The sequence below is a fragment of the Rhizobium sp. 05N430 genome (assembly GCF_056396985.1).
In genome coordinates, this window is record NZ_JBFTMO010000003.1 from 187800 (window position 1) to 203247 (window position 15448).

15 protein-coding genes are annotated in these 15448 nt (G+C 61.6%); 5 read left to right on the top strand and 10 right to left on the bottom strand.

Annotated features, from left to right (window positions below; translation table 11 throughout):
* Positions 1–83 precede the first annotated feature (83 nt).
* Genes AC1DJO_RS08345 through moaB form a run of 3 tightly spaced genes read left to right on the top strand, consistent with a single transcriptional unit; the run spans position 84 to position 3351 of the window.
* A complete protein-coding gene (locus tag AC1DJO_RS08345) occupies positions 84–1916 on the top strand; it encodes a tetratricopeptide repeat protein (protein WP_477969838.1) in 1833 nt (610 codons plus the stop codon).
* Between the two features lie 6 nt (positions 1917–1922).
* A complete protein-coding gene (locus AC1DJO_RS08350) occupies positions 1923–2804 on the top strand; it encodes a 4-(cytidine 5'-diphospho)-2-C-methyl-D-erythritol kinase (RefSeq protein ID WP_477969840.1) in 882 nt (293 codons plus the stop codon).
* Position 2805: 1 nt separating this feature from the next.
* Positions 2806–3351, top strand: a complete 546-nt coding sequence (gene moaB, locus AC1DJO_RS08355; RefSeq protein ID WP_477969842.1) for a molybdenum cofactor biosynthesis protein B — start codon at positions 2806–2808, stop codon at positions 3349–3351.
* A 2-nt stretch (positions 3352–3353) separates the two neighbouring features.
* Here the strand turns inward: moaB and AC1DJO_RS08360 are convergent, their stop codons facing one another.
* On the bottom strand, positions 3354–3872 hold the full coding sequence (locus AC1DJO_RS08360; RefSeq protein ID WP_112390542.1) for a glycosyltransferase family 2 protein: 519 nt from the start codon (positions 3870–3872) through the stop codon (positions 3354–3356).
* Positions 3873–4010: 138 nt separating this feature from the next.
* Here AC1DJO_RS08360 and AC1DJO_RS08365 point away from each other — a divergent pair, with 138 nt between their 5' ends.
* Both AC1DJO_RS08365 and AC1DJO_RS08370 read left to right on the top strand, forming a co-directional pair.
* Entirely contained in the window at positions 4011–5168 is a 1158-nt protein-coding gene (locus AC1DJO_RS08365) for a PA0069 family radical SAM protein (RefSeq protein WP_477969844.1), read from the top strand.
* Positions 5169–5386: 218 nt separating this feature from the next.
* On the top strand, positions 5387–6079 hold the full coding sequence (locus AC1DJO_RS08370) for a ribonuclease HII (protein WP_477969846.1): 693 nt from the start codon (positions 5387–5389) through the stop codon (positions 6077–6079).
* A 325-nt stretch (positions 6080–6404) separates the two neighbouring features.
* Here the strand turns inward: AC1DJO_RS08370 and AC1DJO_RS08375 are convergent, their stop codons facing one another.
* The 9 genes from AC1DJO_RS08375 to apbC form a co-directional block, all read right to left on the bottom strand.
* The gene (locus AC1DJO_RS08375) at positions 6405–6896 is read right to left on the bottom strand and encodes a F0F1 ATP synthase subunit B (protein WP_112390545.1); all 492 of its coding nucleotides are present in this window, start codon (positions 6894–6896) and stop codon (positions 6405–6407) included.
* A gap of 3 nt (positions 6897–6899) precedes the next feature.
* Positions 6900–7541, bottom strand: a complete 642-nt coding sequence (locus AC1DJO_RS08380) for a F0F1 ATP synthase subunit B (RefSeq protein ID WP_112390546.1) — start codon at positions 7539–7541, stop codon at positions 6900–6902.
* A gap of 78 nt (positions 7542–7619) precedes the next feature.
* A complete protein-coding gene (locus AC1DJO_RS08385) occupies positions 7620–7847 on the bottom strand; it encodes a F0F1 ATP synthase subunit C (protein ID WP_003588243.1) in 228 nt (75 codons plus the stop codon).
* Positions 7848–7913: 66 nt separating this feature from the next.
* Positions 7914–8666 (bottom strand): F0F1 ATP synthase subunit A, encoded by a 753-nt coding sequence (locus AC1DJO_RS08390; RefSeq protein ID WP_112390547.1) that lies wholly within the window; start codon positions 8664–8666, stop codon positions 7914–7916.
* A 71-nt stretch (positions 8667–8737) separates the two neighbouring features.
* Positions 8738–9079: an AtpZ/AtpI family protein gene (locus AC1DJO_RS08395; RefSeq protein WP_112390548.1), complete on the bottom strand. Its 342-nt coding sequence runs from the start codon at positions 9077–9079 to the stop codon at positions 8738–8740.
* 281 nt (positions 9080–9360) lie between these two features.
* Positions 9361–10542, bottom strand: coding sequence for a cell wall hydrolase (locus AC1DJO_RS08400; protein WP_477969848.1), 1182 nt, complete (start codon positions 10540–10542; stop codon positions 9361–9363).
* A gap of 172 nt (positions 10543–10714) precedes the next feature.
* On the bottom strand, positions 10715–12613 hold the full coding sequence (locus tag AC1DJO_RS08405; RefSeq protein WP_477969850.1) for a potassium transporter Kup: 1899 nt from the start codon (positions 12611–12613) through the stop codon (positions 10715–10717).
* 18 nt (positions 12614–12631) lie between these two features.
* Positions 12632–13609, bottom strand: a complete 978-nt coding sequence (locus AC1DJO_RS08410) for a magnesium transporter CorA family protein (RefSeq protein WP_112538102.1) — start codon at positions 13607–13609, stop codon at positions 12632–12634.
* 423 nt (positions 13610–14032) lie between these two features.
* Entirely contained in the window at positions 14033–15199 is a 1167-nt protein-coding gene (gene apbC, locus AC1DJO_RS08415) for an iron-sulfur cluster carrier protein ApbC (protein WP_477939317.1), read from the bottom strand.
* Positions 15200–15448 lie beyond the last annotated feature (249 nt).

The window sequence follows — 15448 nt, forward strand, 5'->3', positions numbered from 1 at the left end:
AAAAGCCATCCTGTTGTGAATCAGTCATTGCCACTGATTTCGCGGCCGGAGCTTTGCCGGCTGCATTGAAGAGAGGTTTTCTAATGCGGCAGAGATTTGCCATCCGTCTTCTTTCGAGCGCAGCCCTTGTAGCTGTCCTTTCGCTCGGCGCATTGAGTGGCGCGCATGCCGAAGACGCGGCGAAGACGGAAGAAGCCAGCCCGACCGTGATGTTCGATCCGGATACGGTTTCCACCTTCTCCGGTGCCTTCCTTGCTGCCCGCACCGCCGATGTCGATCACGACTACAAGACGGCAATCGAGCTCTATAAGAAGGCGCTGCAGATCGAGCCGGGCAATCCGGAGATCCGCCAGCGGCTGATGATCTCGCTGCTGCTCAGCGGCGACTTCAAGGAAGGCGTCAAATACGCCAACGAGCTGAAGCTCGACCCGAGCATCGAGCGCGTGACCACCGTCGTGCGCAGCATGGATGCCGTCAGCCGCGGCGACTACAAGGGCGCCGAAGCGATCCTGAAATATGATGGTCCGAACGATCTGGACCGGATGATGAACGACCTGCTGTCGGCCTGGTCGCGCCTTGGCGCCGGACGCGGCAAGGAAGCGCTGGCGATGGTCGAGAAGATGAAGGGACCGGACTGGTTCCGCATCTTCCAGAACTACCATGCCGGCGCGATCGCCATCGTCAACGGCAATATCGCCTCCGCTCGCAAGCATCTGAACGACGCAGTGCTCGACAAGGATGGCGGCGCCACGGCGCCCGATACCTTCATGCGCTCGATCATGGCGCTGGCCCGCCTTGAGGCATCGCAGGGCAACAAGCAGAAGGCACTGGACGCCATTTCCGTCGGCGACAATTTGCTGCCGAACTACGCGCCGCTGAAGGCGCTGCGCCAGAGCATCGAAAGCGGCGAAAAGCCGAAGCAGCAGGTCGAGAACGCTGCACAGGGTGCTGCCGCCGTGCTCTTCTCCGTCGGCGCTGCATTGAACCGCGATGGCGCCGAAGACATCGTTTCGCTCTACCTGCAGACCGCCAATGCGCTTGATCCCGACAGCCCCGATACGCTGGTTCTGCTCGGCGGCATTGCAGAGAAGCAGGAACAGATGGACCGCGCCATCGAGTTCTACCAGAAGGTTCCGGCGGATTCGCCGATGCGCCGCATCTCGGAACTGCAGCTCGGCCTGGCGCTCGCCCAGGGCGGCAAGGTCGACGAGGCCCGCAAGCATCTGCAGCAGCTGATCACCTCCGACCCGAGCGATATCCGCAGCTACCTCGCCTATGGCAGCGTGCTTTCGGACGCCAAGGACTATCCGGCGATGGCAGCCAATTACGACAAGGCCGTCGAGGCAATCGGCGCGCTGCCGGGCCGCTCCGACTGGACCGTGTTCTTCCAGCGCGGCATCGCCTATGAGCGGCTGAAGAAGTGGGATCAGGCCGAGCCGAATTTCCGCAAGGCGCTGGAACTCAATCCGGACCAGCCGCAGGTTCTGAACTATCTGGGCTATTCCTGGATCGACATGAACAAGAACCTCGACGAAGGCCTGACGATGATCAAGAAGGCCGTCGATCTGCGCCCTGACGACGGCTACATCATCGACTCGCTCGGCTGGGCCTACTACCGCCTCAACCGTTTCGACGACGCCGTTGGTGAGCTGGAGAAGGCCGCTGAAATCAAGGCTGGCGACGCGACGATCAACGATCACCTTGGTGATGCCTACTGGCATGTCGGCCGCAAGCTTGAGGCCGTCTATCAGTGGAACCGGGCGCTGAACTCGCAGCCCGAGGAAGCCGAGATCCCCAAGATCAAGGACAAGATCGCCAACGGCCTGAAGCCCGAGAACGACGACGCCAAGTCTGCCGACAAGAAGCAGCCTGACCCGGCGCCGGTGACCCCGCCGCCCGTCGATAAGAAGTCCTGATAACGGATGCCGGATGCGGAGAGCCGCCGTTGCGCGGTGACTGAAGACGCGCCTGCGAAAATCAATCTGGCCCTGCATGTGACGGGCCAGAGAGACGATGGCTACCATCTGCTCGACATGCTGGTGACCTTCACGGCGCACGGCGACCGGCTCAGCTTTACTTCTGCCGATAGAGACGGCTTTACCTTGGGCGGGCGCTTTGCCGCTGACCTCGGCGGCGAGCCGGGCAGCAATCTGGTACTGAGGGCGCGCGACCTCCTGCGCCAGGCGGCTTTCGCCCGGGGTGGCCACGCGCCTGCGGTTTCCATCCATCTCGAGAAGAACCTGCCTATCGCCTCGGGGATCGGCGGCGGCTCTGCGGATGCGGCTGCGGCACTGCGCGGCTTGCAGCGCTTCTGGAATGTGCGCGTGCCACCCGATATCCTTTCGGCGCTCGCCCTTCAGCTTGGTGCCGATGTGCCGATGTGCCTGGAAAGCCGACCGCTGATTGCCCGCGGCATCGGCGAGGAGATCGAGCGCGTCGCCCTCCCCAGGCTGTTCCTGGTATTGGCCAATCCGCTGAAGGCCGTCTCGACGCCTCAGATCTTCCGGCTGCTGACCGAGAAGAACAATCGGCCGCTCGATCTTGCGGCCGGAGACTGGATGGCGGCGATTGCCGCCAACCGCAACGATCTGGAGCCGCCGGCACGCAGCCTGACGCCTGAAATCGCCGAGATCTCCGCGCTGCTTGCGGAGAGCGGCGCAGGGCTCGTGCGGATGTCGGGGTCGGGTGCCACCTGCTTTGGCATCTTCCCGTCCTTTCAGGCGGCAGAGACGGCGGCCCAGCAGCTTCACAGGCTGCGGCCGGACTGGTATTTCCAGGCAACGGAAACAGCCGCGGGAGAGTGACATGCCTGGCATAGACGAAAACCGCCCGTTCATCCCCGTCGGCATCGCCGTGCTGACCGTCTCGGATACCCGCAGCCTAGAGAACGACAAGTCGGGCGATACGCTCGCCGCCCGCGTCGCCGAGGCTGGTCACAAGCTCATCGACCGCGCCATCGTGCAGGATGACAGACAGGCGATCGCAGCGCGCGTAAAGGCCTGGACGGAGACGGATGGGATCGACGTCGTCATCACCACCGGCGGTACCGGCTTTACCGGCCGCGACGTGACGCCCGAGGCGCTGGAGCCTCTGTTCGAGAAGCGCATGGACGGCTTCTCGGAAGTTTTCCACCGCATCTCCTACGACAAGATCGGCACCTCGACGATCCAGTCACGCGCCACCGCAGGCGTTGCCAATGCCACCTTCATCTTCGTGCTGCCGGGCTCTCCCGGCGCCTGCAAGGATGCCTGGGACGGGATATTGAAGGCGCAGCTCGACTACCGGCACATGCCCTGCAATTTCGTGGAGATCATGCCGCGGCTCGACGAGCATCTGAAACGCGGCGGCTGATTCTAGCGAGCGGCCCGCGCCACCCAGGAAGGAATCAATTCACTGGAGAGCTGCCTGAGCTTCTGTCCCTTGGGAAATTCCGACAGCCGCATGCCGCTCTTTGCCGAGGCGATCGCCTGGTTCTTGGGGACAAGATAGGCAAGCTCCAGCGGTGGCACCGAGCGGCCGAGACGCTGCAGCAGCGGACGGCGATAGGCGCGCGAGGCGGTGAAGCGGGCGGGCAATCTGTTCAGCGCCACATACTCGGCGATCTCGTCGATCCAGCCCGCCTGCGGGCGCGCGCCGGGCTCGACGAAGAGCAGCCATTCGCCACGCGCCGAGCGCAATATGTCATTGATATCCCACTCAGAATGAAAGCGGCAACCGGCCGCGTCCGCCACCCGCGAGGTACCGTCGCGCGAGCCATGGTCGAGCACCACGACATCGCTAACGAGGCCTTCGACCGCGCCTGCGACCAGGACCGATAACGTCTGCGCCAGCTCCGGTTCCTGATCCTGGCACTCGAGAACAACTGTCAACATTGCCTATTTATAATGCGCCGCACAAAACTTTGCCAGCGCGACGTTCCTCATTTTGTTCTTGCATTGTTCTCATTTTCTGATTAGGAATTTAATCATCAAGAACGGGCGAAGGCAACGCCTCCGCTGCGGGAGAATCCGATGAACGAACAGTCCCTTGCAGGGCAGGCCGCATTCGCGCCTGCCAACACGGCAGATATTGCCGAAGCGCTGATCGCCCAGTCTGGCCTGCGCGTGGATGCCGAACGCCGCCGCGGACGCGGTGCCGGGCTCAATCCCGGCGGTCGGTTCGAGCCGCAGAGCCGCGAGGCCTTCGACGACGGCTGGCAGACGCTGGAAGAACTGCCGCCTTTCAAGACCGAAGTGCAGATCGAAAAGCCGCGCACGGCGATCACCCGCAACGAGTCGCCCGACATTCCCTTCGACCGGTCGATCAACCCCTATCGCGGCTGCGAGCATGGCTGCATCTATTGCTTCGCCCGGCCGAGCCACGCCTATATGGGGCTCTCGGCGGGGCTTGATTTCGAGGCCAAACTGTTTGCCAAGCCGGATGCCGCCAAGCTTCTGGAGCGCGAACTCGCCAAGCCGGGCTACAAGCCACGGGTGATCGCGATCGGCACCAATACCGATCCCTATCAACCGATCGAGAAGGAATGGCGCATCATGCGGCAGATCCTCGAGGTGCTCGACAAGGCCAATCATCCTGTCTCGATCGTCACCAAGTCGGCGATGATCATGCGCGATATCGATATCCTGAAGAGCATGGCGGAACGCGGTCTGGTGCGCGCCTCGCTTTCGGTGACGACGCTTGACCGAAAGCTTGCCCGGACCATGGAGCCGCGCGCCTCGACTCCGCCGCGGCGGCTGGAAGCGATCCATGCTCTGAGCGAGGCCGGCATCCCGACCTCCGTCATGGCGGCGCCTGTGATCCCGGCGCTGAACGACCACGAGATCGAACGCATTCTCGATGCCGCGCATGCCGCCGGCGCGCGCGAGGCGGGCTACGTCATCCTGCGGCTGCCGCTGGAGGTCTCGCCGCTGTTTCGCGACTGGCTGCTGCAGCATTACCCGGATCGCTACCGCCACGTCATGTCGCTGGTGCGCTCGATGCGCGGCGGCAAGGATTACGACGCCGATTTCGGCAAGCGCATGAAGGGTGCCGGCCCCTATGCCTGGCAGATTGCCCGGCGCTTCGAGATGACCACCAAGCGGCTCGGCATGGTCAGGCGCAGCATGCCGCTGCGCGACGATCTCTTCGTGCCGCCCGATGGTAGCGGCGTGCAGCTGTCGCTGCTCTGAGACTTCCCGCCCGCTGGCACGGGCGCGAGGAGAAACGGCGCGTCCGTTTCGAACAGCAGGCAGACGATGCCTGCTGAGGAATTACCGCAGGAGACCGCCGCCCTGGTCTCTTGCACGCCGCGAATGGGTCCCCTGCCCCTTCGCGGTCCTAGCCCCCGGCCCGCCGCCCTGTTCCGGGGGCTTGCAGGAAATCGGGTTGGCGTGCGAGGTTCAGCCGCATGAAACGTCGCACGCCACCCGATTCTCCTCTGCTTTTCGAAGACGTCCCGCTCACTCCGGATTTCAAGCTGGAGCAGAAGGCCCGCAAGGCCGGTCACTGGCCTGTTGCCGGCGCCGATGAGGCCGGCCGCGGGCCTCTGGCTGGTCCGGTGGTGGCTGCCGCCGTCATCCTCGATCCCAAACGCATCCCCGCGGGGCTGAACGATTCCAAGCAGCTCTCGGCGGCCAAACGCGAGGAGCTGTTCGTGCAGATCCTGGCGACGGCGACGGTCTCGATCGCCTCGTCGAGCGCCACCCGCATCGACGGTACCGATATCCGCAAGGCGAGCCTCGACGCGATGCGCCGGGCCATCTGCGGCCTTTCCATTCCCGCCGCCTATGTGCTGACCGATGGTCTCGACGTGCCCCAGGGGCTCGACTGCCCTGGCCAGGCGGTGGTCAAGGGCGACGCGCGCTCCGTCTCGATCGCCGCCGCCTCGATCGTCGCCAAGGTCACCCGCGACCGGATGATGACCCGCGCCCACCTCGTCTTCCCCGACTACGGCTTTGCCGCCCATGCCGGCTACGGCACGGCCCAGCACCGCGCGGGGATCGAGCAGCACGGCCCGTGTTCGCTGCACCGGATGACGTTCAGGCCGCTCAGGAAGGATGGGGCGGAGCTTGCGGTGACGCAGGAGATGCTTGGGGATTGAGGGTGCGGTGCGGACTGAGTTTACACCACCCGTTGCATTTTGCTTCCGCAAACCAGCCCAAGTTCAACGCTCGACGTAGCTACCAAGGTTCGATTCCATCTGCGAACTGGCCCCCTCACCCTACCCTCTCCCCGAGGGGAGAGTGGAAGTGGACGCTGCGGCTCCCGTCCCTTCTCCCCTCGGGGAGAAGGTGGCCCGAAGGGCCGGATGAGGGGGCTAGGGGCACAGTTATCCACCATTTCGCGGCAATCACCGCCCGACCACCACCCAAAAAACAAAAAGCCCCGCACGATAGCGGGGCTTTTCAAATCCTATCGACCGAACCTTAGTTCAGGCGGGTCTTCACTTCGCCGACGGCAGTCTTGAAGAGATCGGCCTGGACCTTGCCTTCGGCCTTCTGGGCCAGCACGGTCTCGGCAGCGGAGATGGCGAGATCGACGGCGGCTGAACGGACAGCCTTCATCGCTTCGACTTCTGCCTGCTTGATCTTCTGCTCGGAAAGCGCGGTGCGGTTGGCAACGAACTCTTCGGTCTTCTTCTTGGCTTCAGCGGTCAGCATCTCTGCTTCGCGTTCGGCGGCAGCGACGATGTTCGCAGCTTCGGCTTCGGCTTCCTTGCGCTTGCGCTGGTACTCGGCCAGCAGGTGCTGGGCCTCTTCGCGCAGACGCTTGGCTTCCGCCAGTTCGTTGCGGATCTGATCGGCGCGGTCGTCGAGCGACTTTGCCATCATGCCCGGAACCTTCAGGTAGACGACCAGCAGGATGAAGAGAACGAGGCCGACAAAGGCGAAGAAAGTTGCATCAAGAGCAAATTCCATCGATCAACCCTCCTTCTTGGCGGCTGCGACAGCCGCTGCAACATCAGCCTTGGCAGCGGTGCCACCGATCAGCTGCTGAACGACGGCGACAGCCGTTTCCTCAGCGATCGTGCCGACGTCTGCAAATGCCTTCGCCTTGATATCGGCGATGCGGCCTTCGGCAGCCTTCAGCTTTTCGGCAAGGCTTGCTTCGACAGCGCGGCGGTCGGCTTCAGCCTTGAGCTTAGCGGCATCGCGAGCGGCGGTGCCGATCTGATTGGCCTTGGAGCGGGCTGCGGCGAGTTCGCCTTCATAGGTTGCGACCGCTGCGTCGGCTTCGGACTTGAGGCGTGCTGCCTCGTCCAGATCCTGCGCAAGCCGGTTATGGCGCTGCTCGAGGATGCCGCCGATGCGCGGTGCGATGACCTTTTGCATGAGCACGAAGAAAACAGCGAACGTAATCACCAGCCAAAGCAGCTGGGATGCGTAGGTCGACGTATCGAACGGCGGGAAAACGCCGCCATGATGCTCGCCACCGGCAACGCCGGTTTCGGTATGGACCTCGCCAGCAGCCGGAGCGGCGTGCGGATCCGTACCGGTGGCTGCACCCGTTTCTGCCGTTCCCGCCGGAGCTTCTTCAGCATAGGCCGGGGTCACAAAAAACATGCTCACCTCCAGGTGTACTGCAAATGCAAAGGATCACGGCTTGCGGTCTGCAGGCCGTGATCCTTCAATCCACCGAAATTAAACGGCGAAGAGCAGGAGGAGAGCGACGAGCAGCGAGAAGATGCCCAGAGCTTCCGTAACGGCGAAGCCGAAAACCAGACGGCCGAACTGGCTGTCAGCGGCAGACGGGTTGCGCAGAGCGCCGGACAGGTAGCTGCCGAAGATGTTGCCGAGGCCGAGAGCCGTACCGGCCATACCAAAGCAAGCCAGGCCTGCACCGATGAACTTTGCTGCTTCCGCTTCCATGTTGAACTCCTTGAGATGGTTGTTGCGGCGAATGACTGACGCCCTTTGACGTCGATGTCGTTATCCTTAGTGCCCGCCGGGATGGATCGCGTCGTTGAGGTACATGCAAGTCAGTACCGCGAAGACGTAAGCCTGGAGGAAGGCGACGAGGAACTCGAGACCGGTCAGGGCGACGGTCATGATGAGAGGAAGAATGGCACCGCCGATACCGAGTGCACCAAGGGCTCCGAGCGAGGCGACGAAGCCTGCGAACACCTTGAGCGTGATATGGCCAGCGAGCATGTTGGCGAAGAGACGAACCGAGAGCGAAATCGGACGAGACAGGAACGAGATGATTTCGATCGTCACGACCAGCGGCAGAAGAATGCCGGGGACGCCTTGAGGCACGAAGACATTAAGAAAGCCAAAGCCGTGCTTATAGAAGCCGTAGACCAGGACCGTGCCGATGACGAGAAGCGCCAGCGCGAAGGTGACGATGATCTGGCTGGTAATGGTGAAGAAGTATGGGAACATGCCGAGCAGGTTTGCCGTCAGCACGAACATGAACAGCGAGAAGACCAGCGGGAAGAACTTCATTCCCTTGGTTCCGGCGCCTTCCTTCAGCATCGAAGCGATGAATTCGTAGGACATTTCCGCGACGGACTGCGAGCGGCCAGGAACGATGGCGCGGTTCGACGTCGAGAAATACAGGAAGCCCGCAGCAACAGCTGCCGAGGCCACCATAAAGAGCGAGGCATTGGTGAACGAGAAATCAATCCCGCCGACTTCGATCGGCACAATCTTCTGGATCAGGAACTGATGAGTCGGATCGTTAGACACCGCTTGTTCTCTCTTCTTTGGCCCGCGGGCGCGGGATCATCATAATGAGCGGAGCGCTGGCGCGCCCTGCCCTATTTGCTGCCGTTTCCGTTTCCGGGCTCGGGTTTTGCAACCTTGCCTGCGGCACGGAGAACATTCAAAACACCGGCACAAAATCCGAGAAGCAGAAGAATAATCAACCCCCAAGGCGCCGTGCCGACAAAACGGTCGAGGAGATAGCCAAGCAGAGCACCGACAATGATAGCGGAGATGAATTCGCTCGAAAGCTTCATCGCCTGGGCATAGCCTTTACGGCTTTCCTCGGCGCGGGCCTCGCTCGCCTGTTCCTCTCTCGCCTCTACACGCTTTGCCTTGAGCTCTGCTCCCAGCTGCGCGCGGCGCCTGTCCAGACTTTCTTCCCGGTCATCCGACATGGTTCCTCCTCCTATGCCTCTATCCCCAATCCCGCTACCCCGGTCCTGTGGACGTCAGAGACATGGAATATAGAACCTTTCGGCCCGTTCTGAAGTCGCGCGCAACATAGTTTTAGGGATTGGTATAGTCAAGGCATAGGGCGCCTGCGCTCAGACATAAAATAATCGAGTGAGATCAAATACTTGATCTCAATTTAGGCGGCCTGGCAAAATTCGAGCGGGAGAATCCGCTTTATAGGCGCTGCAAGCTGCAGAGAATCCACAGCTTAGGCAGCTTCCAGTCAGCTCCAGCCGCCGCCATAGGTGCGATAGAAGACATGCAGACCGATGCGGCCGACCTTCTCCATGGTCTTTGCCCATTTCGGACGGACATAGACGGCATGGTAGTGCGTGGCGGAGCCAACCTGCGGCAGCCAGATCTTGCCTGCTGTCACCGCCATCGCCACTTCGCGGGCCATGCGCCAGTGATATTGCGAGTTCACGCGGTCCTTGATATTGTCGCAGGCAAAGGAGAACTGGCAGCGGTTTCGCCAGTCTTCGTTCTGATAGACGACGCCGCAGATGGTTTTCGGATAGGCGGGATTGCGGACGCGGTTGAGGATCACCTGGGCAACGGCCGCCTGCCCCTTCACCGATTCGCCGCGCGCTTCGAAATAGATGCCGGAAGCCAGGCACTGCTGCTCGGCGGCCGAAAACACCGCCGGCGGAAGAATGCTGGCGGCCCAGGCATGATCCCTGGCGCCGATCTGCGGCACGAAGCGGCCGTCATTGGCGCTCTTGTCGGTGAGGATCGAATCGAAGGGCGACTGGCGCGAATAGTCGGGTGCTGCCGGCGCATAGGCGGTTGCCAGCACATCCGGCTTGTTGTTGTTGACGAGGTCGGCGAGGAAGGTCGGCACCACGGTTTCCGGCTTGACCGGCTCCTTCTTATAGAAGGCGGTGGCGATCTCGATTTCCTTGCCCTTGATCTTCGGCTTCACGAAAGCCGACTTGTCCTTGAGATTGAAGCTGGGTTCGAACAGCAGCTTGGTGCGCTGGAGGATGGAGCCGGCGGAAAAATCCTTCGGTGGCTGCATCTTCTCGACGGCGACGACGCGGCCCTTCTTCAGGCTGCGATTGACGCGTTCTTCATCGGTGGTGTCCTCATGCCCCTTCCCTTCGGCGACGAAGGCGATCTTGCGGCCATCGGGCAGAACCATGCCGGCGCCGGCTGCGACCGTGCCGGTAACGATTGGATCGGCGAAGGTGAGTTCCGCCTGATGGATGGAGCCGGCCGGCGAATTGGTCATCACCATGCGCCAGTTTTCGCGGCTCTCATCAAGGCCGGCAAGCATGGCGGCAAGGTCCGCATGCGAAACGATGCTGGGGAACGCGAGCCACCCGCAGATACCGAAGATCGCGGGTGAGATCCAGTTTTTGGGCAGATAACGCAGCTTGCTGCTTAAAACGCTCTGTCGACGCAACGCCAGACTCCGGAACACGGGACGCATGAACACTGCATTGAAAATCTCTCATTAACCTTGATGCTTGGTTAATTCGCCGTCCCGGAATCTATCCGTGAGCATTTTTTCATATAGCGAAACGCAAGAACCCGGCGCGAAGGCCGGGTTCCCTGAATTGCGATCTGGCGCGAGGTCAGATGATGACGTGCGATCCGAGCTCGACCACGCGGTTGGCCGGCAGGCGGAAATAGTCGGATGGATTGGCGGCCGCATTGGCGAGCGCAATGTAGAGGCGGTCCTGCCAGTAAGGCATGCCCGACTTCGCATCCGGCACCAGCTTGCGGCGGCCGAGATAGAAGGACGTCGACATGATGTCGAACTTCAGCCCGGTCTTTCGCAGCGTCGCCAGCGCCTGCGAGACGTTCTGAGTTTCCATGAAGCCAAACTGGAGTTCGACGCGCGAGAAGCGCTCGGAAATCGGCTCGACCTTGTAGCGGTCGACGCTCGGAACGCGCGGCTTGTTGACGGTACGGATCGTCAGGATGACGTTCTTGTCGTGCAGAACGTGATTGTGCTTCAGATTGTGAAGCAATGCCGCGGGCGCCGATTCCGGATCGCTGGTCAGGAAGATCGCGGTGCCCGGAACATGGGCCGGCGAATGATCGCTCTTGCGCTCGATCGAGCTGACGAAGGAGGCCAGCGGAATATCCGTGTGGCGGGTCTTTTCGGTGAGGATTGCAGTGCCACGGCGCCAGGTCCACATGATGACGATGAACGCGGTGGCGATCAGGATCGGGATATAGCCGCCGTCGTGGATCTTCAGCAGGTTGGCGCCGAGGAAGATCAGCTCGAGCGCAAGCAGCGGCAGCAGAACGATCGCCGCTACCGGGATCGACCAGTTCCAGCGGGTGCGGACGAACTCGAAAGCCATGATCGAGGTGACGACCATCGCGCCGGTGACCGAGATACCATAGGCCGTTGCCAGCGCATCCGAGGTCTTGAAGGTGATGACCAGGAACATGACGCCGAGGAAGAGGACGGCGTTGACCGACGGCAGGAAGATCTGACCGGTATTGGTTTCCGAGGTGAAGAGGATTTCCATTCGCGGCAGGAAGCCGAGGTTGATCGCCTGACGGACCAGCGAGAAGGCACCGGTGATGACGGCCTGGCTGGCGATGATGGTGGCGCAGGTGGCGAGCACGACGCCGAACGGCACCGCCCACTTCGGGAACATCAGATAGAAGGGATCCGACATCGCCAGCGGATTGCCGAGAACGAGAGCGCCTTGCCCGAGATAGTTCAGCGTCAGTGACGGGAAGACCAGCGCGAACCAGGCCCACTGGATCGGACGGCGGCCGAAATGGCCAAGGTCGGCGTAAAGCGCTTCTGCACCGGTGATCGTCAGGAACACAGCGCCCAGCACGACGATGCCGTAGAAGCCTTCATTCAGCAGGAAGCTGACGGCATAGTATGGGTTGAAGGCGGCAAGGATGCCGTAGTCATCCGAGATGTGCGAGATGCCGACCAGCGCCATGACGATGAACCAGATCGCGGTGATCGGCCCGAAGAAGCGGGCCATCGTGCCGGTGCCGCGCGATTGGAAGGCGAACAGCCCGACAAGGATCGCCACCGAGATCGGCACGATATAGGGCGAGGCATTCGGCGCCACGAGCTTGATACCTTCGACCGCCGACAGAACCGACAGTGCTGGGGTGATCATCGCGTCGCCGAGAAAGAGCGCGGCGCCAGTGAGTCCGAGCGCGACGAGAATCGCCGTATGACCATTCGCCGTTTTCATCAGCAATGCGAGCAGCGACAGCGTGCCGCCTTCGCCTTCGTTGTCGGCGCGCAGCAAAAGCAGCACGTATTTGAGGGTGACGATAATGGTCAGCGCCCAAATCATCAGCGATATCAGGCTGATGACTTCGAAACGGGTGAGACCATCCTGGGCGACCGGCTTCAGCGCTTCGCGGAATGCGTAAAGCGGGCTGGTACCGATGTCTCCATAGACGACGCCAACGGAGCCGAGCGCAAGATAAAAGAGTTTGCGCGGCGTCATGTGGCGATCGTGCGAATGGCTTTCGTCGGACATGAAGTTACAACAGGCTCCTCAGAGCCAGCCTTTCCATCGGAAAAAGAAAAACGGAATGATGGCGGATACGACCATCAGGCCCAGCGAATAGGGATAACCCGCGGCCAAGTGCAGTTCCGGCATGAATTCGAAGTTCATACCATAAATGGATGCGACGAGGGTCGGCGGCAAGAAGACCACGGATGCGATCGAGAAGATCTTGATGATCGAGTTCTGCTCGATGTTGATCAGGCCGAGCGAAGCATCGAGCAAGAAGGTGATGTTGCCGGCGATGAACGAGGCATGTTCGTTGAGCGACTGGATATCGCGCGACACCGTGCGGCAGAGTTCCTTGGTGTTCTGATCGTGCTGAACGGCAGGCACGGTATAAAAGAAGCTTGAAAGCCGGGAGAGCGATGCGAGGCTATCGCGCACCTTGGAGACCAGCCGGTGGTGAGCAGCGATGTCGCGCAGCTTTTCTTCCAGATAGTTCGACGGCTTGCGCACCTTCTTGGCGCGTTCGCCGAAGACATGGGTCGAGAGAATGTCGATGCGGGCAACGGACAGTTCGAGGATCTCGGCGGTGCGGTCAACGATCGTTTCGAGCAACTTGGCGAGCAGGGCTGCGCCATTGCGCCACTGTTCCGGCACGCGATGGAGCGCTGCGATGAACAGCTTGAAGGATTTCGGATGGGCGTAGCGGATGGTGATCAGCCGGTTGCCCGACAGAATGAAGGCAACATCCGTCAGCGTCGGAGACGCGGTTTCGGCCTGCCAGACCAGCGAGGCGGTCATGAACACGGCATCGCCTTCGGTGTAGAGGCGTGCGGAGGGTTCGATGTCCTTGAGGTCGTCGCGGGTTGGCACTTCGATGCCGATCACTTTTTCGACATAGAGCTCCTCTTCGCGCGTCGGCTCGATCAGATCGATCCACACGACGTCATCCGGAAACTCGTCCATCTTCGACAGATCACGAATCTCGACGGACTTGCAATTGGAGCAATAGGCGGTGATCAACGGGCCTGTCTCCAGCCGCGCTCGCGCCATGCCATCATCGCCATCATCGAACGCCCTTCCATCACGCGGCTGCCAAGAAGGCAGCGCTGAGGCTGCAAGCCTTGGAGACTAACGGAAACGGATAAAAAAAGTTCATACAACTCCGGCTGCGTCCGGCCATTTGCCGGGTGCGCATTGTGCTCAACCGCATCGCAGTCACCAATCCTTCAACCGACAAGTCAACTCCGAACATGCAGGCTGGCCGGGAACCCTGGGGCAAAGGCGGCCGTCATCGAGCATCTGCAGAAACCGCCCTCATGGCGACGGCGGGGCATATGACGGAAAGCGGCGAAATAATCAAGACGTGTTACGTGAACTGCGCGTTTTCACCACATTTCCCCCGCAATTTGGGGTATGCGGCACAGCCCGAATCCGGCGTCTGTCCTATTCGAAGACAATTGCAGGGGCCGGACGCTGCGGCTGTCCGCCGACCTCTGCCCAGACCTTGGCAGCGATGTCCTTATAGATCCCGGCCACGATGCCGTTCGGCTCGGAAGCCACCAGCGGTGTCCCGGCGTCCGACGTTTCGCGGATGTTGATCGTCAGCGGCACTTCGCCGAGGAATGGCACGCCGATGCGCTCGGCTTCCTTGCGGGCGCCGCCATGGCCGAAGATGTCGTAACGGGTGCCGGTATCGGGCGCGATGAAATAGCTCATGTTCTCAACGATGCCGAGAACCGGAACTTCAACCTTCTTGAACATGTTGAGACCCTTGCGGGCATCGATCAGCGCCAGATCCTGCGGCGTCGAGACGATGACGGCACCGGCGAGCGGCACCTGCTGGGCCATGGTCAGCTGCGCATCACCGGTGCCGGGCGGCATGTCGACGACGAGAACATCGAGTTCGCCCCAGGCGACTTCGCGCAGCATCTGCATCAGTGCCGACTGAACCATCGGGCCGCGCCAGATCATCGCGGTCTCCTCATCGACGAGGAAGCCCATCGACATGACCTTGAGGCCGTAATTTTCCATCGGGTTGATGATGCGGCCGTCGATCTGCGTCGGACGGCCGGAGATCTTCAGGAGGCGCGGCATCGACGGGCCGTAAATATCGGCATCGAGGATGCCGACCTTGAGGCCGTTGGCCAGAAGACCGAGCGCCAGATTGACTGCGGTGGTCGACTTGCCGACGCCGCCCTTGCCGGAGGCGACAGCGATGATCGCGCCGATGCCGGGCACGCCGATCTTGCCGCTGCGCTGCTGCTGCGGCTGCGGGGCGTGAGAATGGGAATGGCCGTGGTGATCGTGGCCGGCATGGGATGCGGCGGGACGGGCGGCGGGAGCGGACTGCGAAGCGGCCTTCTTGTCGGCGGTCAGCGTGACCAGCGCGCCCTTGACGCCCGGCATTTCCTTGATGACGCGCTCGGCGGCCTGGCGCAGCGGCTCGAGTTCCCTTGCCCGTTCGGCAGGCACGGTGATGGAGAAATAGACCTTGGCATCGGAAATGAAGACGTCGGACACCATGCCGAGCTCGACAATATTGTGTTCGAGATCGGGACCGCGCACGGTCTTCAGCGTTTCAAGAACCTGTTCCTTGGTGACCTCAGTCATGCATTCCTCACGCGTATCTTTGCAGACACGTAGATAGTGGAGGGCTGCGCCTTCGCCAAACGAAATCGGCAATGAGGAACGGAAAACGCGCGATCGAATTCCGTTGCGGCCATCTGGTCCGCCAGGCTTTCGCCTCGATGGCCGCAACGGTCTCCCCGAGAACCGGCGCGATCAGACCGACCTAGCGCAATGGCCAAAAATGACCAGAGACAAAATCACACTAATAATTGGGGGGTGGGCACGATGGCG

What these genes read in the sequence shown, in the direction of transcription:
- AC1DJO_RS08345 (WP_477969838.1), top strand. Translation starts at nt 84, where the DNA reads ATGCGGCAGAGATTTGCCATCCGTCTTCTTTCGAGCGCAGCCCTTGTA.
- AC1DJO_RS08350 (WP_477969840.1), top strand. Translation starts at nt 1,923, where the DNA reads ATGCCGGATGCGGAGAGCCGCCGTTGCGCGGTGACTGAAGACGCGCCT.
- moaB (WP_477969842.1), top strand. Translation starts at nt 2,806, where the DNA reads ATGCCTGGCATAGACGAAAACCGCCCGTTCATCCCCGTCGGCATCGCC.
- AC1DJO_RS08360 (WP_112390542.1), bottom strand. Translation starts at nt 3,872, where the DNA reads ATGTTGACAGTTGTTCTCGAGTGCCAGGATCAGGAACCGGAGCTGGCG.
- AC1DJO_RS08365 (WP_477969844.1), top strand. Translation starts at nt 4,011, where the DNA reads ATGAACGAACAGTCCCTTGCAGGGCAGGCCGCATTCGCGCCTGCCAAC.
- AC1DJO_RS08370 (WP_477969846.1), top strand. Translation starts at nt 5,387, where the DNA reads ATGAAACGTCGCACGCCACCCGATTCTCCTCTGCTTTTCGAAGACGTC.
- AC1DJO_RS08375 (WP_112390545.1), bottom strand. Translation starts at nt 6,896, where the DNA reads ATGGAATTTGCTCTTGATGCAACTTTCTTCGCCTTTGTCGGCCTCGTT.
- AC1DJO_RS08380 (WP_112390546.1), bottom strand. Translation starts at nt 7,541, where the DNA reads ATGTTTTTTGTGACCCCGGCCTATGCTGAAGAAGCTCCGGCGGGAACG.
- AC1DJO_RS08385 (WP_003588243.1), bottom strand. Translation starts at nt 7,847, where the DNA reads ATGGAAGCGGAAGCAGCAAAGTTCATCGGTGCAGGCCTGGCTTGCTTT.
- AC1DJO_RS08395 (WP_112390548.1), bottom strand. Translation starts at nt 9,079, where the DNA reads ATGTCGGATGACCGGGAAGAAAGTCTGGACAGGCGCCGCGCGCAGCTG.
- AC1DJO_RS08405 (WP_477969850.1), bottom strand. Translation starts at nt 12,613, where the DNA reads ATGTCCGACGAAAGCCATTCGCACGATCGCCACATGACGCCGCGCAAA.
- apbC (WP_477939317.1), bottom strand. Translation starts at nt 15,199, where the DNA reads ATGACTGAGGTCACCAAGGAACAGGTTCTTGAAACGCTGAAGACCGTG.